This window comes from Pseudomonas syringae, from assembly GCF_002157375.1.
GTDB classification, from domain to species: domain Bacteria; phylum Pseudomonadota; class Gammaproteobacteria; order Pseudomonadales; family Pseudomonadaceae; genus Aquipseudomonas; species Aquipseudomonas syringae_T.
Map to the genome: position 1 here is coordinate 165,900 of NZ_MTSA01000003.1, position 22,154 is coordinate 188,053.

Sequence of the window (22,154 nt, forward strand, 5' to 3'; positions counted from 1 at the left end):
CCGTCACTGGATTGAAAGATAAGCAGCGTCGATGGCATCACAGAAGCTGTTGATGCCCTGTTCGAGGTCAATTCTGGAGATGGTTGCGTCGGGATAGACCCGCAGGACCTGAGTCGCGCTCAGGCAGAAAGCAACCAGCACGTTGCGGTGCGCAGCCTCGATCAGGGTTTGGGCCACGTACTGGCTGGAGGTGAATTCGACACCGATCATCAAACCGCTGCCGCGGACTTCGGCCACGGCCGGGCAGTCCTGCAACCGGCTGCGCAGGATGTTCATCGCGATCTGCCCCAGCGCGTTGACGCGTTCGCAGAAGGCGGGATCGCCGACGACATCCAGCACCGCATTGACCACCGCCCCGGCCAGGGCGCTGCCCGCGTAGGACGATGCATGAACGACGGGGTCTCGGGCCGGAGCGCCGAACTGACGGCTGTCGTAGATGGCCGCCGCCACGGGAAACACGCCGCCACCCAGCGTCTTGCCGAACACGATGATGTCGGCAGGCGCTCCGCACACCAGCGCCCCGCTACGCCCCAGCCCCGATTGAATCTCATCGTGGATCATGAACGCGCCGTGCTCACGGCACAGCCCTGCAAGGTCGCTCAGAAAACGCATGTCCAGAGGCCGGATTCCGCCTTCCCCCTGAACCGGCTCGGCGATCACCGCAGCGATGTCACCTTCGGCCAGCGTTTCGCGTGCCGCGTCGAGATCGCCTGCATCAATGAATACAACATCCTCGGCGTGCATCAGCGCAGCATGCCCGCGGTAGCCGTAACTGATTGCAAGCGCGCCGCTGGTGCGGCCGTGATAGGCGTATTTCAGCGCAATGACCCGGCGTTTGCCGGTTTGCATGCGCACCAGTTTGAGGGCGGCTTCGATCACCTCCGAACCGCTGTTGCCGTAAAGCACACCGTTACCGGGTCGGCCGACGCTCGCGGCCAGACGCTCTGCGGCACTCACACCAGGCTCGTTGGCCAGAATGCGGCTGGAAAGGCCGAGTGAAGCCACTTGCCGCGTGAGTGCAGCCACCACGACAGGGTGGCGGTGCCCCAACAGGTGCAGGCCGAAAGAACCGAAGTCCAGCCAGCGGCGGCCGGTGTCGTCGGTTATCCAGGAGCCATCCGCCGATTGCTCGGCGGCGGTCAGCCCGGCCATGCGCAACATCAGGCCTTGCTCGCGGCCAAACACCGCGCCGTAACGCTCGACGAACGATGATTTGCGCGCAGGCACCTGTGCAGCGGATTCGGGCAGGACAGGACTGTTCATAGGGACCTCATCAAGGGAGCCAGAAAAGCGGCGTCGCGGCCGGCAAGGCGGCAGGATCTGTCCCAGTCACGCAAGGTCCGCAGGACCTGGCCCTGAGTGCCTGGCAACAGCGGGTTGAACAGCTTGCCGGGGAAGGCATTCAGGACTTCCTTGAACAGGTCGATCAGCCGGCCGGCGTCGTCTTCGCAGTCAGCCGTGACATCGGTCGGGATACCCAGCCAGTCGATGGCGGTTTCCCCGGAATGGGCGATCACGTCCGAAAGGCCGTACTCCGCGAACAAGGCGAACTGGTGCAACTCATTCGGGGTATCGGCACCCGCCAGACGACAATCGATATCCACCATCAGCTCCGCCAGCTTGATTCTCAGCGCGTGGACGACCCGGGGTTCTCCGGTCGCACCTTCAAGGTCCTCCAGATACGCTTCGAGTTCGGTCATCAGCAGCCAGGCCACCGCGATCAGTTTTTCCACGTGATCCCCTGCGGCGTAGCTGTAACCACCCCCAAGGCGCGGAAACCACCGACGCCCGGATGCGTGTTCGGAATGGGCATTCATGCGTGTGCTCCCTGCATCGGGTGGTGATCCTTGAGTGAGAAACTGATCAGCCCTGCGCGTGCAGCACGCAACAGGCAGGCAGCCATATCGTGAGGCTGTTCGGCAAGGTCGATCGGGCGGGTGTTGAACGCCTCCGGTAGAGCAAGGGTGGGTAAAAGCGTCGCGCGGCGCGCGGCGTTGATGACCACTTCTATACCTGGCAGAAAAGCGCTGGCGGTGGAGCGTTCGATGCGCGGGCTGAGTACGGCGTAGTCGGCCTCATAGGCAAAGGAGTGTTCGGCGAGCAGCGTCAACTCGCACAAATGCATCAAGTCCGGCCCCTGCAACCCGCTGCGGCAGGCCGGATAGGCGCGCTGCCAGAGTTGCTCGACGGCGTTGGTCAGGCTGTCGGGGATCACGATGCCGTGGGTGTGCAGCGCCTTGTGCCAGCGCAGTAACGTCCATTTACGGTTGGAGTTGACCCAGCCGTGGCGGGCGAGAATCGCATTCATGAGAAACAGTGCGGCGTTGCAGGCGTAGGCGGCCGCCGCGCGGTACTCGCCGCTGCGCCAGGCCAGCGCAGAGAAACAGGCGCTCTGACGGTAGTCATCGAACGCCGAAACGGACCAGACCGTACTCAAACTCTTCTGGCTGTCCAGGTAAGGCAAGGAGGGGTCGGTCGATACCGCGCACACCAGACGTTCCAGGTACTTGCGCGACACGGGTTGTTGCTTATCCCACTGTTTGAACGCAGACAGTTGTTGTGCGGTGCCCTGTTCAGCGACCCGGGTCAGCTGTAGCAGGGAGGCCTCAACTTCCTCTCGGGCGAACGCAACCACCTCCATGTGGTGTTCATTGTGGTAAATCTGCGAGGCCATCGACTGATCGGATTCCCGGTCGTGCGTCACACAGATCAAATCTATGTCGCTGGCCGAGTTGGCAATTCCGTGGACGGGCGAACTGGTCATCAGCGTCAAATGCGCCTGCGCATACTGCCGCCCTACTACACCGTCCAGCGCCTCAAACGAGAGCTGGCGTGCAGTTAGAAACTGCCGGGCGTTATTAAGATAAAAAGCACGATAATCCATTTAAATAATCTTCCTCTTGATAACGCTGACGTCCCTGCACCTGCCGTCGGCGACCCGAACAGGCACCATCTGGTCCTTTGATAAACATTATCATTTCGTCATTAACACAAGACGTGAGTGCAGTGGCTAATACGCATAAAGGCACTATCAAGCCTTCAGCAAGTGCCGTGCCACCTCGCTTGAAAATGCGCATTGCGCGCAATTGACACACAGAAAAAAACAGACCTCAACACACGAGTAAATTCGTCAAACCCATGAAATGGAAGGTCTTTCTTATAAGCATGCAAGTCGACATGTATTCCGACAGTGGCACCCACGTATTTATTGATTACAAAGAAAGATAAATACATGTAGCAAAACGCTATCTATTGAAACAATGTTCAGAACAACGATAGCCCGCACCACCCTGAACCGAACATTAAACAGATGCCCTTTTTTGGTGGTGCATCTTGTATACATGTTTACCCGTTGCCGTTCATTGAATAAGCCCCCGGACTTACAAGACCACTGGCATGAAGCTTGCTGCACAGCCCTTACATCCCCACCGCCAGGAAGTTCAACGTGGATACACTTATTGCGCAATTGAATGATGAGACCAGCGACACTTTCTATACCGTTGACCAGCGCTGGATTACGCAAAACGCGCGGCAGTTCAGCGAGCGTTTTCCTGGCACCGTGCTATACGCAATGAAAGCCAATCCCCTGGTGCAGGTGCTCGAAGCCTTGAACAAGGGCGGTATCAATCATTTTGATGTGGCCTCGCTGGCAGAGGTCGCAACCGTACACGACACGCTGGACAAACCGGTTCAGTACCTCATGAACCCGGTCAAGTCCCGGCACTGCCTCAAGGAAGCCTATTACCGGTATGGCGTGCGCTCATTCGTACTCGACAGTGCCGAGGAGCTTGCCAAGATGCGTGACGTGCTGCCTGAGCGCGACAGCTCGATCACGCTGTTCGTCCGCTATGCCCCGTCTGAATCCAACGCAGTGTATGACCTGAGGGGCAAGTTCGGCGCAAGCCCTGAACGGGCGACGCAGCTCGTCCACCAGGTGGCCTCGGTCACTGACTGGTCGTTGGGACTGTCATTTCATGTGGGTTCTCAGGCGATCGAAACAGGCCCCTGGCTGACCGCCCTCAACGATGCCGAGTCGATTGTGCGCGACACCGCTCAGCACATCAGGCATCTGGACATCGGCGGAGGATTTCCCGGCAATTACCTGAACTCGATGGGTGACACGCCCGCGCTGGTCGGCAGGGTCTGCGACCACATCCAGAGCAGCCCGGCATTGAAGGACCTGAACCTGATCTGCGAAGCAGGCCGTGGCCTGGTCCACGGCGGCATGTCGCTGTTTGCCCGAGTGCTGTCAAGGCGCGAGCACACTGTTTTCTGCGGTGCGGGCATCTTCGGCGGGCTGCTCTCGGCCCAGCAATGGCTGCAGTTCCCTGCGCGTGTCTGGCGTGACGACGCCCCTTATGAGGGTCAATCGCAAGACACTTATCAGGTATTCGGCCCCACCTGCGACAGCATGGATCGGCTGGCCTTTCCTTATTCATTCCCCAGCGATATCAGAGAAGGCGACTGGCTGGAATTCCAGTCGACCGGGGCTTACTCCGTGTCGCTACGCACCCCGTTCAACGGTTTCTACGCTGATCAGATCATCTCGCTCGCCTCCTGAACCCTAAAAAAACGGTCTGCCCTTATGCTCTTCAAAGCCTACCTGTTCCTGTTCGCTGGCATCGCTGCTGAAACAGTGGCAACCATCGCGCTGAAAGAAAGCAACGGCTTCACCCGATGGCTGCCGGTCATCACGTCAATCGTGGGTTACGGGGTTGGCATTCTCTGCCTGGGGTACGCGCAACGGGACTTGCCGATGTCTTTGATCACATCCATGTGGTCAGGTCTCGGAATCACGCTGATCACTGTGATTGCCGCGTTTCGCTATCAACAGGTGCCCACGCTGATGTCTGTCGCAGGTATCAGTTTGATCATTGCCGGTATCGTGTTGGTCAACCTGGCCAAGGAGCAAACGGCCTGAAAGCGTTGCGCGGTCAGGCCTGTAGGTGGTTGAGAAAGCCCTGGTTCAGGCGAAGGCGAAAGGCCCGTCAAACGTGCCGATCGGCACCCAGTGGGTAATGAGGCCCGTGTCGCGTTTCCAGTGATGCAGCAACAATGCAGGCGGCTCGATGTACGAGGCGTCGCTGGCACCGGGTCGAAGTTGCAAGGCAATGGCCGTGGTAGTACTCGGTGCCGTACACATCAGCGTTCCGCCAAAACGAAGCTGCATGAAGCGGTGAATGTGCCCGCAGACAATCCGCTCCACCGCCGGGTATCGCGACACCACCTCGGCCAGCCGCTCGCCTCGCTCGCAGCGGTAGGCGTCGATGCAGGTGATACCGCTTGGAAAGGGCGGCTGGTGCATCATGATCAGCGTCGGTTTGTCAGGCTCCAGTGCCAGTGTTTCATCCAGCCACTGGCTCGCCCGATCGGTCATGTCGCCGTGATGCTGTTCGGGCACGCTGATATCCAGCCCGATGATGCGCACGGGAGCCGCACCTGAATGCACGAAGTTACACGTGTCTTCCTCCATGAAGTAATCGTGCTCGGGAAAGGCGTCGCGCAGGTTCTGCCGATGATCGTGGTTACCGGGAATCATCAGCAGTTTTTGACGCAATGGTGCCAGTAACTCGCGGGCCATTGCATACTCTTCCGGACGCCCTTCATCCACCAGATCACCGCTGAACAGGATCAGATCCGGTGGCGGGTCGAGTGCGTTTATCGTATCGACGGCAGCCGCCAGCATGGCGTTCGAATCCACGACGCCTTGATACAGCTGCCCTCGTGGACGTACGTGCGTGTCGGATATTTGCGCAATCAGCATTCCATTACCTCAGTCGTGATCAAGTTGCCTGTTCGTGGCGCAACCACTGTTTCAACGACTCTTGCAACGAGCGGGCCAGCCCCGGCACTCCAACGATGTACCGCCTGAGACAATGCACGTCATGCCTCGGGAAAGACCGGTTCCCCGAGGTTCAGCATCAGCCGGTTGGCCCAGGCGAAGATCGAAATGGCGTGAATCAGGTCGAGCACCTGTGCGTCATCCAGCCCCTGCTCGCGCAACGCCTGAATGTGCCCGGCATCGAGCGCCGCCGGCTCAAGGGTCAGGTCGATGGCGAACTGCACAATGGCTTTTTCCCGCGCCGTGGTGCCCGCTGTTTGCGGGTCGGCGAACACCTGGGCAATCACGTCATTGCGTTTGGCCAGTTGCTCGAAACGCTGTGCGTGTACCGACGCGCAATACACGCAGCGATTGATCCGCGAGACCACCGTGCTGGCCAGTTCCCGCTCGGCACGAGACAGACCGCCCGATGCATACATGATGGCGTTGAAAGCCTGAGAACGCTGACGAAGGATGTCCGGGTGATGCGCCAGGGTCAGGTAATAATCCGAGGTCTTGGCCTGCGGATGACTCTCTTCAAGCACAGCGATCTGTTCGGGGGTGGCGTCGTCGAGTTGCACCGTGGGCAACCAGGCTTTCCAGCCCAGCACCTGATTGGTAAACCCTTCGATCTGGATGAGCTCACTCATTGGGTTGCTCCGGCAGATTTCAGGGCCGTCAGCCCGGCGGCCAGACGTACCTGATAGGACAGAAAGGCAATCAGTTGCGCCAGGACCACGATTTCAGCCGTGGCGAGGCCTTGTTGCTGCAATGCCTGCAAGGCACGCTGATCGCCATGCACCGGGGATTCGATCAAGGTGCGGGTGAAGTGCAGAATCGCAGCCAGGCGCGGGTCTTCCATGCGCTCTATATGACCGGCATTCACGTGGGCCAGCGCGGCAGACTCAACACCTGCATCCTCCAACTGCGCCAGATAATGCGCACTCAGGGTGGACTGTGCGCTGAGCCGTGTTGCGTAGTACGCCACCCACAGCCGCTCACTCAATGACAGGTCATTGTCGAGCGCCGGATCGAAAAAAAGCGCCTGGCTGCCTTGGGTCGCTGACGCCACCTTGTCTCGCGCATGGCGCACGGTGTGCAAAGAACTGCCAGGCTCGATGGCCAGCAGATCATCGAGCAAGTCCGGCGTGGTCGGGTGTTCAGCAGTCGATGTCATGAAATATCCTGCAAGGCTGGGGTGGCGTTCGCGCCGTCGCGGTCATCTGCAGTGCGCGAACGAGGGAAAATCACGGCTGTTCGGTGACCATGGTCGCCGCAGTACGGTCGCTGACCAGCGGCTCGACTTTCAGGCCTTTGCGCGCGGCCCAGATGTTCTGGTAATGAAACAGCGGAATGATGCCAACGTCGTCACTGACCACCTTGACCGAGTCCTGAAGAATCGTGCGGCGTCTGGCTTCGTCGAACTCAGCGGTTGAATCGGCCAGCGCCTTGTCCACCAGCGGGTTGCTGTAATGCCCCCAATTGGACGCGCCCTGCCCTTTGCTGCTGTCGACCGTGGTCAGGATGTTGGTCAGCGCATAGGCCGCTTCGCCTGTGCCATTACCCCAGGCGATCACACTGATAGCCAGTTCGTTCTTGTTCGCCTTGCCCGCGTAGACCGCCCACGGCAGCACTTCCAGCTGCACCTTGACGCCGATTCGCGTCCAGAACTGCGCCACGGCCTGCATCACTTCCGGTGCTTGCGGGTAACGATCACCCGGTACGTGAACAGTCAATTGAAAACCTTCAGGAAAACCGGCCTGCGCCAGCAGGTCCTTGGCCTGTTTCACGTCATACGGGATGTTCTTGATCTCAGGGTTGTACCCGAAGGTGTTGGCCGGCATCCACTGGTTGGCCTCGGTGACCGTGCCCTGCATGATGCGTTCGTCGATGGCCGGGCGGTTGATCGCCAGAGACAACGCCTTGCGCACCCGCACATCCAGCAACGGGTTCTCGGCCAGTGGCTTGCCTGCATTGTCACGAATGAACGCGTTCGGACCGGCGCGGAAGCTCGGCTGAATGATCAGCGCACGCAAGCCCTGGTAGGCGAACACATTCACACCTGGTGTTTTACGCAGGCGTTCCACATCGGTAGGCGATACCTTGTCGATCACGTCCACGTCGCCCGCCAGCAACGCTGCCGTGCGGTTCGCAGCGTTGGCAATAAAGCGGAAATCCACCTTGTCCCAGGTCGGCTTTGCGCCCCAGTAGCTGTCGTTACGGGCAAAGATCGTGCGGTCGCCCGGCACATAGGACACAAAGCGATAAGGCCCGGTGCCGATCATCGCCTTGCCCGAGTTGTAATCGGCGCTGCTGGCGGTGGCGCCCGCGTGACGGCTGACGATGTAGATCGAATCCACGTCCGGCAGCAGGTTGGCGTTGGGCTGGCGGGTTTTGATGATCAGCGTGTGATCATCCTTGGCCTTGACTGATTCGACGGTGCGCATGGCCCCCGCGTAAGACGCAACGCTGCCGGGCACGCTGCGCGCACGCTCGAACGAAAACACCAGATCGTCGGCCTTCAGCGGCGTCCCGTCCTGCCATTTCACGTCATCACGCAGGGCAAACTCCCACGTCGTGTCATCAACGACTTTCCAGCTTTTCGCGAGGCCCGGCAGGGTCTTGTCGTCGCGACGGCTGACCAGTGATTCAAAGGCATGCAGGGCCACCGAGCGGTCGCCCGCATAGTTATTCAGCTGGGGGTCGAGAGACGAGACCGGGTCGGCGTAACCGATACGCAGGTCCTGTGCCGAAACACCGCCGGCGGCCAGCACGAACGCCGAGGCCAGTAACGAACGAACGAGTGGTTTCATGGTGATTCCTTGTACGCAATGGCAGAGAGTGACGAGCCTCGGGGGCTCGTTCAGCGTTGATCATTCAAATGGCACGCACTCAGGTGGTTCGGCGAAACCTCCCTCAGCGCTGGAACTTCCTCGCGGCAGCGCGGCATGGCGTGCGGACAACGAGGGTGGAAATGACACCCGGCAGGCGGGTTCAGCGGGCTGGGGATTTCCCCTTTGATCGCGTCATATCGGGTACTGCGAATATCGAAACGCGGGATCTGCGCCAACAGCGCCTGGGTGTACGGGTGGTTGGCCCGTGCAAACAGGTCATCGACCGAGGCGGTCTCGACCACCCGCCCCAGGTACATCACCACCACACGATCACAGAGGTGTTCGACCACCCCCAGGTCATGGCTGATGAACAGATAGGTCAGGCCCAGCTCATCGCGCAGGTCCATGAACAGGTTGAGGATCTGCGCCTGAATCGACACATCCAGCGCTGCCACCGATTCGTCGCAGACCAGCAATTCTGGCTGTACCGCCAGCGCGCGGGCGATGCCGATACGCTGGCGTTGGCCGCCGCTGAACTGATGCGGGTAGCGCTGCCGTAACTGCGGGCTGAGCCCGGCACGCTGCAATTGAGCACTGACATAGTCATCGGCACCTTTGCGGTCGGTCAGGCCATGCAGCAGCGCGCCTTCGCCGACGATACGGTCGACCCGCAAACGCGGGTTGAGGCTCGACGACGGGTCCTGAAAGATCATCTGCACTTTGAGGCGCAACGCCTTGCGCTCCTGTGTGGTCAGGCTGTCGAGAGGCTTGCCGTCCACCCATGCGCTGCCGGAAGACACCGGCAACAGCCCGGCAACCATGCGCCCCAGGGTCGATTTACCGCAGCCCGACTCACCCACCAGACCGACCACTTCGCCACGAACGATGCGCAGATCAACCCGATCCACCGCATGCGTCACCGGCTTGGGGCGTGTCAGGTGCAGGCGCTGCAACAGCCCTTGCAACGAGTGCTCGTCCACCGGTTTGCCAAACGTCTTGCTGACCTGTTGCAACTCGATCAGGGGGATCTGTTCACTGGACATCGGCGGCAGCTCCTGGGTGAAAGCAGCGAACCGTGTGGCCCGGCAGAATTTCGCGTGGTTCGGGGTCTTGCGCGCACACCTCAGACGCTCTGGAGCAGCGCGCGGCAAACGCACAGCCGGCAGGCATCGACAGCAGGTCCGGCGCCATGCCGGGGATCTGCCGCAAGCGCTGACCACGCTTGTTACGGCTGGGCAAACTGTCGATCAGCCCCTGTGTGTAAGGGTGTTGCGGACGGTCCAGCACGTCAGCGACCGAGCCCTGTTCTACGATCCGCCCGGCGTACATCACCGCCACGTCGTCAGCCAGACCGGCCACCACCGACAGGTCATGGGTAATCCAGATCAGTGACGTGCCCTGCTCGCGCACCAGCTTCTGCACTTCACTGAGAATCTGCGCCTGAATGGTCACGTCCAGCGCGGTGGTCGGCTCGTCGGCAATGATCAGGTCCGGGGCGTGCAGCAGCGCGATGGCAATCGCGACCCGCTGGCGCATGCCGCCGGACAACTGATGCGGGTAAGCACGCAGGCGCTCTTCGGGGCTGGGGATGCCCATCAGCGCGAGCGTACGACTGGCCTGTTCGCGGGCTTCACGCTTACCGAGCGGGCTGTGTGCGCGCACGGCTTCGATCATTTGCGTATCGACGCGCAACACCGGGTTGAGGGTCATCATCGGGTCCTGAAAAATCATTGCTACCCGGTTGCCCTGGATTTCACGCAGTTGCGCGGTCGAGAGCCGGGTCAGGTCACGGCCCTTGAACAGCACCTGGCCGCCGCTGATCCGTCCTGGTTCGTCCACCAGACCGAGAATCGAGAAGCCGGTCACCGACTTGCCCGACCCAGACTCCCCCACCAGCCCCAGGATACGGCCCGGCTGCACACGCAACGACACGTTGCGCACCGCAGGCAGTACACCGGCGCGGGTATGAAAGGAGGTACACAGATCGCGAACATCGAGGGTCGGCTGCTCGACGGCGACCGGCACGGACGGCACTTCAGGCAGGCTCATCGCTGCAACCTCGGGTTCAGGACATCGCGTAGACGGTCGCCTACCAGATTGATCGCAACAATGGTGATCAGCAGGGCCAGCCCCGGAAACAGGCTGATCCAGTATTCATTGCTGAGCATGTACTGAAAGCCGTTGGCGATCAGCAGCCCCAGCGACGGCTCGGTAACCGGCACACCCAGGCCAAGGAACGACAGCGTCGCTTCCAGCGTGATGGCGCGGGCGATCTGCAAGGCCCCGATCACGATCAATGGCGGCAGGCAGTTGGGCAGGATGTGGCCGATCACCAGACGCCACGGGCCAACGCCCTGCCCGCGCGCGGCATCGACGTATTCGCGACGGCTTTCAGTCAGCGCCTGACCGCGAGCAGTGCGCGCGTAATAGGCCCATTCGAGCAGGATCAGGGTGAGCATCACATTGCCGACCCCTTTGCCCAGCCAGGCCAGAATCATCAGCGCCATCAGAATCACCGGGAACGACAGCAGCAGGTCGACCAGACGCATCAGCAAGGCGTCGACCCAGCCGCCGACATACGCCGACACCAGCCCCAGCAACGTGCCGATCACCGCCGCGATCAATGCCGAGCCGATACCGACCCACAGGCTGATGCGCAAGCCATAGATAATCGCCGACACCAGATCACGGCCCTGCCCGTCAGTGCCCAGCCAATAGGTGTAACCGCTGTCCATATTGAGGCTGCCGGGCGGCATCCGCGCATCCATGACGTTGAGCTGCATCAGGTCGTAGGGGTTCTGCACCACGATCCACGGTGCCAACGCTGCCACTAGCACAATGATCACCAACAGCAGCAGACCGACCACCGCCGTGCCGGAACTCATGAACTCGACCGCCACCCGACGCCACGGCGACTGGGCCTGCAACGGCGTGCTGGCAGGCAAGGCTTTTTCAGTGACATTCATCGGGAGGCCTCGATACGCACGCGGGGGTCCAGCCAGTAGTACAAGCCATCGACAATCAGGTTGAGCACCACAAAAATCACCACAACCACCATCAGATAGGCGACCACCACCGGGCGATCAAGCATGTTGATGCTGTCGAGAATCAGCTTGCCGGCGCCGGGCCAGGCAAAAATGCTTTCAGTCACCACGGCGTAGGCGATGGTCGAACCCAGCTCCATCGCCAGCACGGTCACGACCGGGATCAAGGTGTTGCGCATGACGTGCATGCACATCACACGCATCGGCGACAGGCCTTTGGCGCGGGCAAACTTGACGAATTCTTGCGGCAGCACCTCGCGCACGCCTGCTCGGGTCAGGCGCAGCACCAGCGAAATCTTGAACAGCGCCAGGTTCAGCGCGGGCAACAGCAAGTGCTGCAACCCGTCCAGCGTCAGCCACGACCACTGCACACCGAGCCATTCCCGGGTCTCGCCACGGCCGCTGGCCGGCAGCCAGCCGAGTGTGATCGAGAACAGCATGATCATCATCAGCGCGACCCAGAACGCAGGCAGTGAAAAACCGACAATACTGGCGGCCATCATCAGTCGGGACAGCGGGTGATCCGGATAAAGACCGGCGAACATGCCCAGTGGCACGCCGATCACCACAGCCAGAAACAGCGCGCTGAACGCCAGCTCGAAGGTGGCGGGTAGCCGTTGCAGGATCAGGCGCATGGCGTCTTCGTGGTAAACGAAGCTCTGCCCCAGATTGCCGTGGACAGCGCCCTTGAGAAAGATCAGGTACTGCTGCCACAGCGGTTTGTCCAGCCCCAGATGGGCGATGGCCTGCAAGCGTTCGGCCTGATTGAGGTCTTCGCCAACCAGAATGTCCATCGGGTTGCCGATGGCGTTGAGGCCGACGAACACCACCAGCGTCATCAACACGATGACCAGCAACGACTGGGTGAGTCGGCGCAGGGCCCAGCCGATCATGGACGTGACTCGTCGGCGGTCGGCTCGCTGGCCACCCACTCATCGCCCAGCAGTTCTGGCTCGGCATACTCGCGCATGGATTCGAAATGCAGGGCGATGTCGTCGTTGAACAGCAGCCCGACCAGCGCGTGGGCCAGACGTTTGGAGCCTTCGCTGATGGCCGGAATGTCGCCGGATACCGCGCCGTAGCTCAGTGCTGCCGGGTAGCTGAAACAGTGAATATGATTCAGCCCCGGACAACTGCCTGGGGTCTTTTCCTGAAACTCGAAACAACTGCCCAGATCAGGCAGTACTGCCAGCTCCGCGTCGGCCTCGCCAGCCGGCGCCTCAAAACGGTCTTGCCAGACACGAATCTGCGACGAGAACGGTGCGAATTCGGGACGCTGCTCGAAATCTGTCCGGAAACCGGTGGCGAACACCACGAAGTCCGCCTCGATGCGCGCCTTGGATGTCTGCAACCATACCCCGCCTGCCGGACTGACTTCGGCAGAGCGCACCGGATTGTCGAGCAGAAAACGCGCCCTGCCCGAGTTCGAGACCCTGAGCGTGCTGCCGCGCGGCGGCGGCACTTGCTGCGTGTTGAGGTAATGGCGAATGCGCCACTTCCAGACATCCGGCAGGCGCCAGTAACCGTGGACCATGCCCGGATTGCCAACGCCCTTGCCCTTGTTGATCCGGGGCAGCTCGGCGCGGCGGATCAACAGGTCAACCCGTGTCGCGCCTGCTTCCAGTGCAGTCGCGGCGCTGTCCATCGCCGACGCGCCGCCGCCGATGACCGCAACGCGTTTGCCTTCGAACCATTCATCCTGCAAACCGGACGCCGAGTGTGTCCACAGATGCTTCGGCAGTTGCCGGGCGAAATCCGGCACCCACGGCCCGCCCAGCCCGTCTCGCCCTGTCGCGAGCACGACATGCCGGGCCAGCAGGAAATGCGTCTGCACAGGCGTCATGACATCCAGCTCGATCAGCCCGTCTGCTCTTGGTGCGACCCGGCTCACGCGGTGTTCGTTACGCACATCCAGCGCCAGCACCTTGCGATACCAGCGCAGGTATTCGGCCCATTGCAGGCGCGGAATCTTGTCCAGCGCGGCCCAGCCATCGGCACCGAATTGCGCTTCATACCAGGCGCGAAAGGTCAGCGCCGGCAAACCCAGCGCCGGTCCGGTCAGTTGCTTTGGCGAGCGCAGCGTTTCCATGCGCGCCGTGGTCGCCCAAGGGCCTTCGAAGCCCGCCGGAGACTGATCGAAAATCACCGCCGCCACGCCGAGATGCCGCAGCTCGGCCGCGAGCGCCAGACCGGCCATGCCGCCCCCAATGATCGCCACGTCAAGCACCGCCAGCCCGGCGCTGATCCGGGGTTTGACCCACGGCTTGGCAGGCAGGTCCAGCCAGGTCAGGTCCTGTTGCAAGCGAGCTTCCAGTGCCGCGAGACCTGCGGGGGCGTTTACATCAGACATTGATCGGTACTCGGAAAATGTACAGGCCCGAAGCACGGGCGTTGACTCAAATCAATTCAAAAACTGTTCCACATCAACAAAAAATGAATTCTTGATGCCTTTGAATGCTTAATACGAATAGTAAAAGCCGCTTTTTATTCTCGCAACACGCAAAAAAGCATATTGATATTCCTGAATGGAATTTAAGGAGGGTCTGGAGCGTTGAGTGGCGGGGATTTGTGGCGCAGAGAAACACGGGGGCGCTCCCACACTGGGGCGCGGGGAACGAGAAGAGTCAGGACTGACGCGCGTTCGTGACGCTCTGCGCCACGAAATCTTCAGCCTTGCGCGATGACAGGCCTCAACGCTGCCTGCACCGTTCGATCACTCGGCGTAGATGCTCTGCAACAGCGCATCGTGAGCACTGGCTTCGTGCATGATCATCTCCGGCAACAGGATCCTGGCAGAAATGGCAATCTCGTCGACCAACGCACGCGCGACGTCAGACAGCGGGTTGGCGAACGCTGAGATAAGGCCGAAGAAGAACGGAATGGAGCAGGCAATCGGCCTGACCACGACACCCTTCAGCGGTACGCCCATCGCAGTGAACGGGTCGACCAGCGCAATGCCCAGCCCGACCCTGGCCATCTGCATGGCAATCAGCGAGGTATTGGTGTCGAGCATGCGCGGCGGCTCGCCTCCGGCGTCGTGAAAGGCCTTGTCGATGCGCCTGCGAAAACGGTAAGGGTTGGCCATGGTGATCAGCGTCTGTTGCCGCAGCAGCTCCATCGACAAAACGTCATGAGCGGCCAGGTCAGAGTCAGCGGGCAAGACCGCCACACACGGCGCTTCGCCGATCCAGTGAATCTCCAGACCGCGGTGCTCCAGCGGCAGGCTCACCGCGCCCAGGTCCATTGTTTTCGACAGCACCGCCTGAACCACATTCTCCGGCGACATGCTTTGCAACTGGATCTGTTGCGGACGCAGGGCCTCGGACAGCCGGGACAACGCGGTGGGCAGCAGCCCGGCAGCCAGGGCCGAGATCGCCACCAGTTTGATCTGATGGTTTTCTTCCTGCGCAATGTGCTGCGCGCGCTGACGGATATTGCGGACACCCAGCAACGCGCTTTCCACCTCGCCATACATCATGAAGGCTTTGTGGGTAGGCGTGACCTTGGGGCCGCTGCGTTCGAAAAGCGAGAAGCCCAGCTCCAGTTCAAGCTCCTGAATGGCCCGGGTGACCGATGGCTGAGAGCGGCCAAGCATTTTTCCGGCGGCGGTGACACTGCCCGCCGACATGACCGCCGCGAAGGCTTCAAGCTGACGCAAATCCATAAGTACGCCTTGATCAACACACAGACTTTAGGGGCAGCCCGCAACGCAAGACTCCCCGATTCGAAGCGCGAAAGTCTACACGCTGGCGGCGTGTGCAGTGAATTCGCTGCTCACCCGGCAACCATGACCCGATTTCGCCCTTGCTGCTTGCCCATGTAGAGCGAGGTGTCTGCGCGGTTGAGTGTGACCTGAAACGTCTCTCCTGTGGCGAGCGTGGCCACCGCCAGGGTCGCGGTAACCGGAATTTCGCGCTTTTCGATCCGGCCGGCCTCTTCACTGATGCGCTGCCAGATACGTTCCGCCACCCTCAGCGCGTCTTCCGGCCTGGTGTCCGGCATCAACACCAGAAACTCCTCACCGCCCCAGCGCGCGGCGATGTCACTGCCGCGCACGCTGGTACTGATGACTTCAGCCACACGCTGGAGCACAGCGTCTCCGGTCTCGTGCCCGTGACGATCATTGATCTGTTTGAAATGATCGATGTCCAGCAGGACCAGAGAAGCAGACAACCCCAGACGTCTTCCCTCCAGTTCCCGCACGCGTTGCAGCACCCGCCTGCGGGTGTAGAGGTTGGTCAGGCTGTCACGATTGGCAATATGAAACAGGCTCAGCTGCATCGACGATGTGAAGCGTACTGACAAAGCGGTGGCATAAATCGACAAGATGGTCGCCGTCAGTATGTTGATAATGCCGAACGCGTCCAGCACGCCCTGGCCCAAGCCGTAGCCTTGTCCCATGTAGCGGCGAAAGGTGAAGCATCCGACCAGCGACAGGAGGATCGCCAGGCTATAGCCGATACGCCTGACCGGGACCAGTTGAAAGGTAAAGGCGATGATCGGGATCACGCAAAACAGGTAAAAGCTGAAGTTGCTTTCCCACCCCAGTTCCCATGTCGCGAGCAGCGCATGACCGATGATCTCCAGGGACATCAATTGCCCGGCCTGGCGGTAACGCTGCCGGCGGATCAGGTAAAGGCAATTGACATAGATCAGCGTGCTGACAATGTTTGCTATCCACATGACCTGCATGCCCAGGCCAATGAACACTACCAGCAGCACACAGTGAATGCTCAGCGCGACGTAAACGATCGTGATGTGTTTCCAGAACTGGATAGCTGTGTCCTTGAACAGCTGGGCGCGGTCTTCCGCTGGAAGAGTCATCATCACGTTATCTCGAAATGCAGGTGGAATATGAGCATGAATAGCGGGTCTGTACGAAAAATCGGCGAGCGCAGCCACTGTTCGTGCAAAGCCCAGGTCGAGATCATGATCTATTGTCGGCCTGAACCGATCACGCTGGATACGGCGGCTCGACAATAAAGTGTACCTGCAGGCGCGCAATCAAGCGTCGCGGCGTGCAGGGAGGTGTCAAATGGACATCACTTAGGGCAGGTAGTGCAATCTCGACCCCCTTTTTAAATTCGCAGACCAGATCGCAAAGGCCGCAGCTGTTCGTCAATTGGCAGTAGCGATCCCGGGTTCCTGGAAATACTATCGGCAACGGCATTGCGTTGATCGCGCATGCCTGTGGCCCGTCAAGACGCGGGCAGTCCTGAATGACTCAAAAGGAACGCACCGATGGAACGTCTCACCGCGAAAGACTTTGCGCCTGAACTGCTTGAGCTGTACGACTACTACGCACACGGCAAGATCAACCGGCGCGAGTTTCTTGACCGTGCAGCGCTGTTCTCGTTGGGCGGCCTGACCGCAGGCGCGCTGCTTGCCTCCCTCAGCCCGAATTACGCGATGGCCACACAGATCGAGTTCACTGACCCGGACATCATTGCCGAGTACGTGTCCTACCCCTCGCCCAAGGGGCATGGTCAGGTGCGCGGCTACCTGGTGCGTCCGGCCAAAGCCACCGGCAAAGTGCCTGCCGTTGTGGTGGCGCACGAGAATCGCGGTTTGAACCCTTATATCGAAGATGTCGCCCGCCGCGTGGCCAAAGCCGGGTTCATCGCCTTGGCGCCTGACGGACTCTCATCGGTCGGTGGTTACCCGGGCAATGACGACAAGGGCCGAGAGCTGCAACAGAAAGTGGACCCGGAAAAGCTCATGAACGACTTCTTCGCTGCCGTCGAGTGGCTGATGAAACATGATGCAACCACCGGCAAGGTCGGAATCACCGGTTTTTGCTACGGCGGCGGCGTGGCTAACGCTGCGGCGGTTGCGTACCCGGAGCTGGGCGCGGCGGTCTCGTTCTACGGGCGTCAGCCTGACGCCAAAGACGTGGCGAAGATCAAGGCACCGGTGATGATTCACTACGGCGAACTGGACACGCGCATCAACGAAGGCTGGCCCGCTTATGAAAAAGCCTTGAAAGCGGCCGGCACGACGTATGAGACCTACATCTATCCGGGTGCCAACCACGGCTTTCACAACGACTCCACCCCGCGCTACGACGAAGTTGCCGCCAAACTGGCCTGGGAGCGAACGTTGGGGTGGTTCAACAAGTACCTGGTGTGAGGGCTGATCCTAAAAATGCATCTTCGGCGATCATACCGACCCTTTCACGAACAAACGAAGCGTCGCCCGGCCCGCGCCCACGGCCTTCGGCCAGAATCAAAAGCGGACGTGGGTATACGCTGAGCGCCAGAGCGTACGGAACGATAATTCAAGCCATCGGGCGACGCTCCGCGTCGCATGTCGTTCTGGGCGCTCCGCGTGCTGATTAACTCGCCCGCACCCGCTCCAGCAGTACTTGCAACGGATGTTGCACAACCTTGCCATCCTGGCGTTTGACCTGGCTGCGGCATGAGTAGCCGTCGGCGACCAATCGGCCATCACCTGCGTGGCGTGCTACCAGAGGTTGCCAGGACTGGCGATAGATCGTTTCACTGGTTTTTACGTTTCGGGTTTCATGCCCATAAGTGCCGGACATGCCACAGCAGCCGCTTGCCAGCACCTCCAGTTTGAGGCCTGCGCGGGCGAAGGCTGTCTGCCAGAGGCCGATACTGCCCGGTTCGTTGGTCTTTTCAGTGCAGTGCGGCAGGAAATAATAGGTTTCGTCTGACTGAGCGTCGCTCTGCGCCTCAAGTTCGGTCGCCAGCCATTCCTGCGGCAACATCACGATCGGCACGTGCTCGCTGCCCAGAGCCTTGCTGTATTCCTGGCGATAGACCAGGGTCATGGCCGGGTCCAGGCCAATCAGCGGGATGCCGTATTCCGCCAGTTTGCCCAGTGACTGACTGTTGACGATGGCGGCCTTTTCAAACGCAGCGAGAAAGCCCTGCACCTGCAACGGCTTGCCATTGGGCGCAAACGGCGCGAGGTAGACCTGATACCCCAGACGCGAAATCAACTCCAGCCAGTCTGCTACCACGGGCGTTTCGAAATAACGGGTAAACGCATCCTGCACCAGCACCACCGTGCGCTTGCGCTGCTGATCGGTCAGCGCGGCCAGCCGCTGCGGCGTGGCGATCCCGACATTCCAGCGGGCGCACACGGCTCTGAAATCCATCAGGCTCAGCAACGGGCTGTCGACCATCCCGGCAACGTGTTCAAGCAGGTAACGCACCGGTTTTGCGCCCATGAGCGCGTTGTACAGCTTCGGAAAGCGTGCCAGGTGCGGGATGCTGAACTCCAGCGAGCCAATCAGGTAATCCTTGACCGGGCGCAGGTAGCGGCTGTGGTACAGCTCCAGAAAACGCGAACGGAATTCGGGCACGTTGACCTTGACCGGACACTGCCCAGCGCAGGACTTACACGCCAGGCAACCGGCCATAGCGTCAAACACTTCGTGGGAGAAATCCTTCTGCCCCGCCACTCTGGCCACACTGTTGAACGTTCGCTCGGCCAGGCTCTTCAGCACGTTGGCCGTGCGCGCCCTGGCACTGGCGGTCAAGACGTTCACATCCTGCTCGCCTTGCAGGCGCAGCCACTCACGCACCAGCGACGCCCGGCCTTTGGGCGAGTGAATCCGGTCGCGGGTGGCTTTCCACGAGGGGCACATGGCGTCGTCGGTGTCGTAGTTGTAACAGGCCCCATTGCCGTTGCAATGCAGCGCGCTGTCGTAGCTCTGCCACACGCGCTCGTCAATCTTGCGGTCCAGATCGCCGCGCAGCGTCACCTCGTCCACCAGGGTCAGGCGCGCGTCGGGCACGGTCGCAGGCGTGGCGATTTTCCCGGGGTTAAGCTGGTTGAAGGGGTCACAGGCAGCCTTGAGCGCCTGCAACGCCGGGTACAGCTCGCCAAAATACTCGGGAACGTATTGCGAACGCAGGCCCTTGCCATGCTCGCCCCACAACAAGCCGCCATAGCGTTTGGTGAGCGCCGCAACGGCGTCAGAGATGGGGCGAATCAGCGCTGCCTGCGCCGGGTCTTTCATGTCCAGAATCGGTCGCACATGCAGCACGCCGGCATCCACATGGCCGAACATGCCGTATTGCAGGCCATAGCTGTCCAGCAACGCGCGAAACTCCTGGATGTAATCGGCGAGATTTTCCGGCGGCACGGCGGTGTCTTCTACAAAAGGCTGAGGCCGGGCCTCGCCCTTGACGTTGCCGAGCAATCCCACCGAGCGTTTGCGCATCGCGTAGACCCGATTCACCGCCGCACTGCCGATTGCCAGCGTATGACCGAGGCGCACGACAGAGGTGTCTGCCTGCAAATGGCCGACGAAGGCATGCACGCGCTGCTCCACGTCGCTCAACTCATCGCCACTGAACTCGATCAGGTTGATGCCCAGCGTCGGTGTTGCCGGGTCCTGCGGAAAGTACTCGGCCACGCCGTGCCAGACGATGTCCTGCATCGCCAGCATCAGCACCTTGGAATCCACGGTCTCGATGGACAGCGGCTTGTGCGCCATCAAGGCCTTGGCGTCGCGCAAGGCGTCCATGAAGCCTGCATAGCGCACGTTGACCAGGATCGAATGCTTGGGAATCGGCAACACATTGAGCCTGGCTTCGACGATGAAGCCCAGCGAGCCTTCAGAGCCGCACAGCACGCTGTTGAGGTTGAAGCGCCCGTCTTCCTCACGCAGGTGCGCCAGGTCGTAGCCGGTCAGGCAGCGATTGAGTGGCGGAAAGACATCTTTTATCAACTGCGCCTGAGTGTCGGCAATCTGCTGGGCACAGCGGTACACGTCACCGGCCCGGTCGACGCGTGCCTGCTCGCTGGCCAGTTGCTCGGCGCCCATTGCCTGGCTGTGAACATACGAACCACCGAGCAAAACGGTGGTCAGTTCCAGCACATGGCCGCGGGTCTTGCCGTAGGTGCAACTGCCCTGCCCGCTGGCGTCGGTATTGATCATGCCGCCCACGGTGGCGCGGTTGGAGGTCGACAGTTCAGGCGCGAAAAACAGCCCGTGCGGTTTGAGCGCGGCGTTGAGCTGGTCTTTGACCACGCCCGTCTGTACACGCACCCAGCGCTCCTCGACATTGATTTCGAGGATGGTGTTCATGTGCCGCGACAGGTCGACAACCACCCCATCGGTCAGTGACTGGCCATTGGTGCCGGTGCCGCCGCCACGCGGGGTCAGCACGACGTCCTTGTGCTCGGGCCGCGCAGCCAGACGGGCAACAATCGCCACATCGTGGCTGTCCATCGGGAACACCGCCGCCTGTGGCAGGCGCTGATAGATGGAGTTGTCGGTGGCCAGCACCGTGCGCGAACCGTGATCCCTGGCGATTTCGCCGCGAAAGCCACCTTCACTCAAGGCATTGAGAAAACGGTCGTAGTGACCGGCCTGCTCGGAGGTCGGTTTCAACAGCGCGATCATGGGGTCTTCCTGGCTGGCTAGGCGTTTTATATGCAAAGCACGTATGCTTTGAAACGCTCGAATGCATGGCGTTATCAACGGTTACAGGGATTCTCCAGCCTGTCACGCGTCGGTGCAAACGTAAAACCTGCCGTTTTTCCATGAGTTTTATGAATGAACACGCGACGACTGACGCCCTCGATGTCACTGCTGCTGGCTTTTGAAGCTGCGGCGCGGCACGGCAGTTTCACCAAAGCGGCCGACGAACTGGCCCTGACCCAGAGTGCGGTGAGCCGACAGGTACAGGCGCTGGAGGCGCAACTGGACGTGGAGCTGTTCAAGCGTGACGGCCGGCGCATCGAGCTGACCACAGCAGGTGCGCTGTATCAGCACGAACTGGCCGCTGCACTGGGTCGCATCCGCAGTGCAACCTTGCAGACCATTGCGCACAAGGCCGAAGGCGGCACGCTGCACCTGGCGGTACTGCCGACGTTCGGCTCCAAATGGCTGCTGCCGCGGATGAATGACTTTTACGCCAGGCACCCCGGCTACGTGGTGCATATCCATTCACGCATCGTGCATGCCGACCTGACACCTGCGGCCAGCGAAATGAACGCCATCATCTGTGCCGGCCACGGCAACTGGCCAGGCTACAGGGCTCATTCGCTGGTCAGCGAAAAGCTGGTGGTCATCGCCAGCCCGACGGCGCTTCCCGGTTACCGGTCGATGACCCCGGCGCACGTTGCCCAACAGTCGTTGCTGAGCGTCGTGTCCCGGCCCAATGCCTGGTCGGACTGGTTTGACAGCAATCACCTGGCCCACCACATCATGCGCCCCGGCCCGAGCTTCGAGTTGACCTCGCACCTGATCCAGGCTGTGGCGGCGGGTATTGGTATTGCACTGGTGCCACGCATTCTGGTGCAGGACGAAATCGCCAACGGCGAACTGGTCACGCTGTTCGAACCGCTGGACAGCGGGCGCAGTTACTACCTGGTCTATGCCACGCGCTTTCAGAACCTGCCGTCGTTGTGCGTGTTCAGAGACTGGCTGCTGTCGACGCCCTTTCCTGATCCTTTGTAAACCGGCCCGCAACA

19 protein-coding genes are annotated in these 22,154 nt (G+C 60.8%); 4 read left to right on the forward strand and 15 right to left on the reverse strand.

The genetic code is table 11. From position 1 onward, the window contains the following. Positions 1 to 3: 3 nt before the first annotated feature. From BW686_RS04280 to BW686_RS04290, 3 genes are read right to left on the reverse strand one after another with little or no spacing between them, the layout of a single operon-like run. Complete coding sequence (locus BW686_RS04280) at positions 4 to 1,263, reverse strand: aspartate aminotransferase family protein (RefSeq protein WP_084914578.1); 1,260 nt, start codon at positions 1,261 to 1,263, stop codon at positions 4 to 6. Beyond that, positions 1,260 to 1,817 (reverse strand): DUF6031 family protein, encoded by a 558-nt coding sequence (locus BW686_RS04285; RefSeq protein ID WP_084914582.1) that lies wholly within the window; start codon positions 1,815 to 1,817, stop codon positions 1,260 to 1,262. Before BW686_RS04285 ends, BW686_RS04280 begins: the two co-directional genes overlap by 4 nt. Continuing rightward, the gene (locus tag BW686_RS04290) at positions 1,814 to 2,884 is read right to left on the reverse strand and encodes a DUF6001 family protein (RefSeq protein ID WP_084914585.1); all 1,071 of its coding nucleotides are present in this window, start codon (positions 2,882 to 2,884) and stop codon (positions 1,814 to 1,816) included. The genes BW686_RS04285 and BW686_RS04290 overlap by 4 nt, the downstream gene beginning before the upstream one ends. 561 nt (positions 2,885 to 3,445) lie before the next feature. Here BW686_RS04290 and BW686_RS04295 point away from each other — a divergent pair. Together BW686_RS04295 and BW686_RS04300 are read left to right on the forward strand one after the other, a co-directional pair. Next, positions 3,446 to 4,561 (forward strand): decarboxylase, encoded by a 1,116-nt coding sequence (locus BW686_RS04295; RefSeq protein ID WP_084914587.1) that lies wholly within the window; start codon positions 3,446 to 3,448, stop codon positions 4,559 to 4,561. Positions 4,562 to 4,585: 24 nt separating this feature from the next. Continuing rightward, positions 4,586 to 4,921: a DMT family transporter gene (locus tag BW686_RS04300; RefSeq protein WP_084914590.1), complete on the forward strand. Its 336-nt coding sequence runs from the start codon at positions 4,586 to 4,588 to the stop codon at positions 4,919 to 4,921. Positions 4,922 to 4,966: 45 nt separating this feature from the next. On the opposite strand, the gene BW686_RS04305 is transcribed toward BW686_RS04300, so the two are convergent. The 11 genes from BW686_RS04305 to BW686_RS04355 all read right to left on the reverse strand — a co-directional run bounded on the left by BW686_RS04305 (position 4,967) and on the right by BW686_RS04355 (position 16,526). Continuing rightward, positions 4,967 to 5,764: a phosphodiesterase gene (locus BW686_RS04305; RefSeq protein WP_084914592.1), complete on the reverse strand. Its 798-nt coding sequence runs from the start codon at positions 5,762 to 5,764 to the stop codon at positions 4,967 to 4,969. Positions 5,765 to 5,883: 119 nt separating this feature from the next. Next, the gene (locus BW686_RS04310; protein ID WP_084914595.1) at positions 5,884 to 6,471 is read right to left on the reverse strand and encodes a peroxidase-related enzyme; all 588 of its coding nucleotides are present in this window, start codon (positions 6,469 to 6,471) and stop codon (positions 5,884 to 5,886) included. Further along, the gene (locus BW686_RS04315; RefSeq protein ID WP_084914597.1) at positions 6,468 to 6,998 is read right to left on the reverse strand and encodes a CMD domain-containing protein; all 531 of its coding nucleotides are present in this window, start codon (positions 6,996 to 6,998) and stop codon (positions 6,468 to 6,470) included. Before BW686_RS04315 ends, BW686_RS04310 begins: the two co-directional genes overlap by 4 nt. Positions 6,999 to 7,068: 70 nt before the next feature. After that, the gene (locus BW686_RS04320; RefSeq protein WP_084914599.1) at positions 7,069 to 8,634 is read right to left on the reverse strand and encodes an ABC transporter substrate-binding protein; all 1,566 of its coding nucleotides are present in this window, start codon (positions 8,632 to 8,634) and stop codon (positions 7,069 to 7,071) included. Positions 8,635 to 8,684: 50 nt separating this feature from the next. Then, positions 8,685 to 9,698, reverse strand: coding sequence for an ABC transporter ATP-binding protein (locus BW686_RS04325; RefSeq protein ID WP_084914602.1), 1,014 nt, complete (start codon positions 9,696 to 9,698; stop codon positions 8,685 to 8,687). Continuing rightward, positions 9,688 to 10,704 (reverse strand): ABC transporter ATP-binding protein, encoded by a 1,017-nt coding sequence (locus BW686_RS04330; protein WP_084914604.1) that lies wholly within the window; start codon positions 10,702 to 10,704, stop codon positions 9,688 to 9,690. The genes BW686_RS04325 and BW686_RS04330 overlap by 11 nt, the downstream gene beginning before the upstream one ends. After that, positions 10,701 to 11,621 carry an ABC transporter permease gene (locus BW686_RS04335; RefSeq protein ID WP_084914608.1) on the reverse strand — a complete coding sequence of 307 codons (921 nt, stop codon included), beginning with the start codon at positions 11,619 to 11,621 and terminating at the stop codon, positions 10,701 to 10,703. The genes BW686_RS04330 and BW686_RS04335 overlap by 4 nt, the downstream gene beginning before the upstream one ends. Further along, entirely contained in the window at positions 11,618 to 12,592 is a 975-nt protein-coding gene (locus BW686_RS04340; RefSeq protein ID WP_084914611.1) for an ABC transporter permease, read from the reverse strand. The genes BW686_RS04335 and BW686_RS04340 overlap by 4 nt, the downstream gene beginning before the upstream one ends. Continuing rightward, positions 12,589 to 14,049: an NAD(P)-binding domain-containing protein gene (locus BW686_RS04345; RefSeq protein ID WP_084914614.1), complete on the reverse strand. Its 1,461-nt coding sequence runs from the start codon at positions 14,047 to 14,049 to the stop codon at positions 12,589 to 12,591. Before BW686_RS04345 ends, BW686_RS04340 begins: the two co-directional genes overlap by 4 nt. Before the next feature lie 363 nt (positions 14,050 to 14,412). After that, a complete protein-coding gene (locus BW686_RS04350) occupies positions 14,413 to 15,363 on the reverse strand; it encodes a LysR family transcriptional regulator (protein ID WP_084914617.1) in 951 nt (316 codons plus the stop codon). A gap of 110 nt (positions 15,364 to 15,473) precedes the next feature. After that, a complete protein-coding gene (locus BW686_RS04355; RefSeq protein ID WP_179149170.1) occupies positions 15,474 to 16,526 on the reverse strand; it encodes a GGDEF domain-containing protein in 1,053 nt (350 codons plus the stop codon). Positions 16,527 to 16,940: 414 nt separating this feature from the next. On the opposite strand from BW686_RS04355, the gene yghX reads away from it, so the two are divergent. Continuing rightward, positions 16,941 to 17,828 carry a YghX family hydrolase gene (gene yghX, locus BW686_RS04360; protein ID WP_084914619.1) on the forward strand — a complete coding sequence of 296 codons (888 nt, stop codon included), beginning with the start codon at positions 16,941 to 16,943 and terminating at the stop codon, positions 17,826 to 17,828. 205 nt (positions 17,829 to 18,033) lie between these two features. Here the strand turns inward: yghX and ydiJ are convergent, their stop codons facing one another. Continuing rightward, positions 18,034 to 21,081: a D-2-hydroxyglutarate dehydrogenase YdiJ gene (ydiJ, locus tag BW686_RS04365; RefSeq protein WP_084914622.1), complete on the reverse strand. Its 3,048-nt coding sequence runs from the start codon at positions 21,079 to 21,081 to the stop codon at positions 18,034 to 18,036. Positions 21,082 to 21,234: 153 nt separating this feature from the next. On the opposite strand from ydiJ, the gene BW686_RS04370 reads away from it, so the two are divergent. Next, entirely contained in the window at positions 21,235 to 22,140 is a 906-nt protein-coding gene (locus BW686_RS04370) for a LysR substrate-binding domain-containing protein (RefSeq protein ID WP_084914625.1), read from the forward strand. Positions 22,141 to 22,154 lie beyond the last annotated feature (14 nt).

Excerpts from the sequence above, each read along its gene's own strand:
- BW686_RS04280 (WP_084914578.1), bottom strand. The coding sequence starts at position 1,263 with ATGAACAGTCCTGTCCTGCCCGAATCCGCTGCACAGGTGCCTGCGCGC.
- BW686_RS04285 (WP_084914582.1), bottom strand. The coding sequence starts at position 1,817 with ATGAATGCCCATTCCGAACACGCATCCGGGCGTCGGTGGTTTCCGCGC.
- BW686_RS04290 (WP_084914585.1), bottom strand. The coding sequence starts at position 2,884 with ATGGATTATCGTGCTTTTTATCTTAATAACGCCCGGCAGTTTCTAACT.
- BW686_RS04300 (WP_084914590.1), top strand. The coding sequence starts at position 4,586 with ATGCTCTTCAAAGCCTACCTGTTCCTGTTCGCTGGCATCGCTGCTGAA.
- BW686_RS04305 (WP_084914592.1), bottom strand. The coding sequence starts at position 5,764 with ATGCTGATTGCGCAAATATCCGACACGCACGTACGTCCACGAGGGCAG.
- BW686_RS04310 (WP_084914595.1), bottom strand. The coding sequence starts at position 6,471 with ATGAGTGAGCTCATCCAGATCGAAGGGTTTACCAATCAGGTGCTGGGC.
- BW686_RS04315 (WP_084914597.1), bottom strand. The coding sequence starts at position 6,998 with ATGACATCGACTGCTGAACACCCGACCACGCCGGACTTGCTCGATGAT.
- BW686_RS04320 (WP_084914599.1), bottom strand. The coding sequence starts at position 8,634 with ATGAAACCACTCGTTCGTTCGTTACTGGCCTCGGCGTTCGTGCTGGCC.
- BW686_RS04325 (WP_084914602.1), bottom strand. The coding sequence starts at position 9,698 with ATGTCCAGTGAACAGATCCCCCTGATCGAGTTGCAACAGGTCAGCAAG.
- BW686_RS04330 (WP_084914604.1), bottom strand. The coding sequence starts at position 10,704 with ATGAGCCTGCCTGAAGTGCCGTCCGTGCCGGTCGCCGTCGAGCAGCCG.
- BW686_RS04335 (WP_084914608.1), bottom strand. The coding sequence starts at position 11,621 with ATGAATGTCACTGAAAAAGCCTTGCCTGCCAGCACGCCGTTGCAGGCC.
- BW686_RS04340 (WP_084914611.1), bottom strand. The coding sequence starts at position 12,592 with ATGATCGGCTGGGCCCTGCGCCGACTCACCCAGTCGTTGCTGGTCATC.
- BW686_RS04345 (WP_084914614.1), bottom strand. The coding sequence starts at position 14,049 with ATGTCTGATGTAAACGCCCCCGCAGGTCTCGCGGCACTGGAAGCTCGC.
- BW686_RS04350 (WP_084914617.1), bottom strand. The coding sequence starts at position 15,363 with ATGGATTTGCGTCAGCTTGAAGCCTTCGCGGCGGTCATGTCGGCGGGC.
- BW686_RS04355 (WP_179149170.1), bottom strand. The coding sequence starts at position 16,526 with ATGATGACTCTTCCAGCGGAAGACCGCGCCCAGCTGTTCAAGGACACA.
- yghX (WP_084914619.1), top strand. The coding sequence starts at position 16,941 with ATGGAACGTCTCACCGCGAAAGACTTTGCGCCTGAACTGCTTGAGCTG.
- ydiJ (WP_084914622.1), bottom strand. The coding sequence starts at position 21,081 with ATGATCGCGCTGTTGAAACCGACCTCCGAGCAGGCCGGTCACTACGAC.
- BW686_RS04370 (WP_084914625.1), top strand. The coding sequence starts at position 21,235 with ATGAACACGCGACGACTGACGCCCTCGATGTCACTGCTGCTGGCTTTT.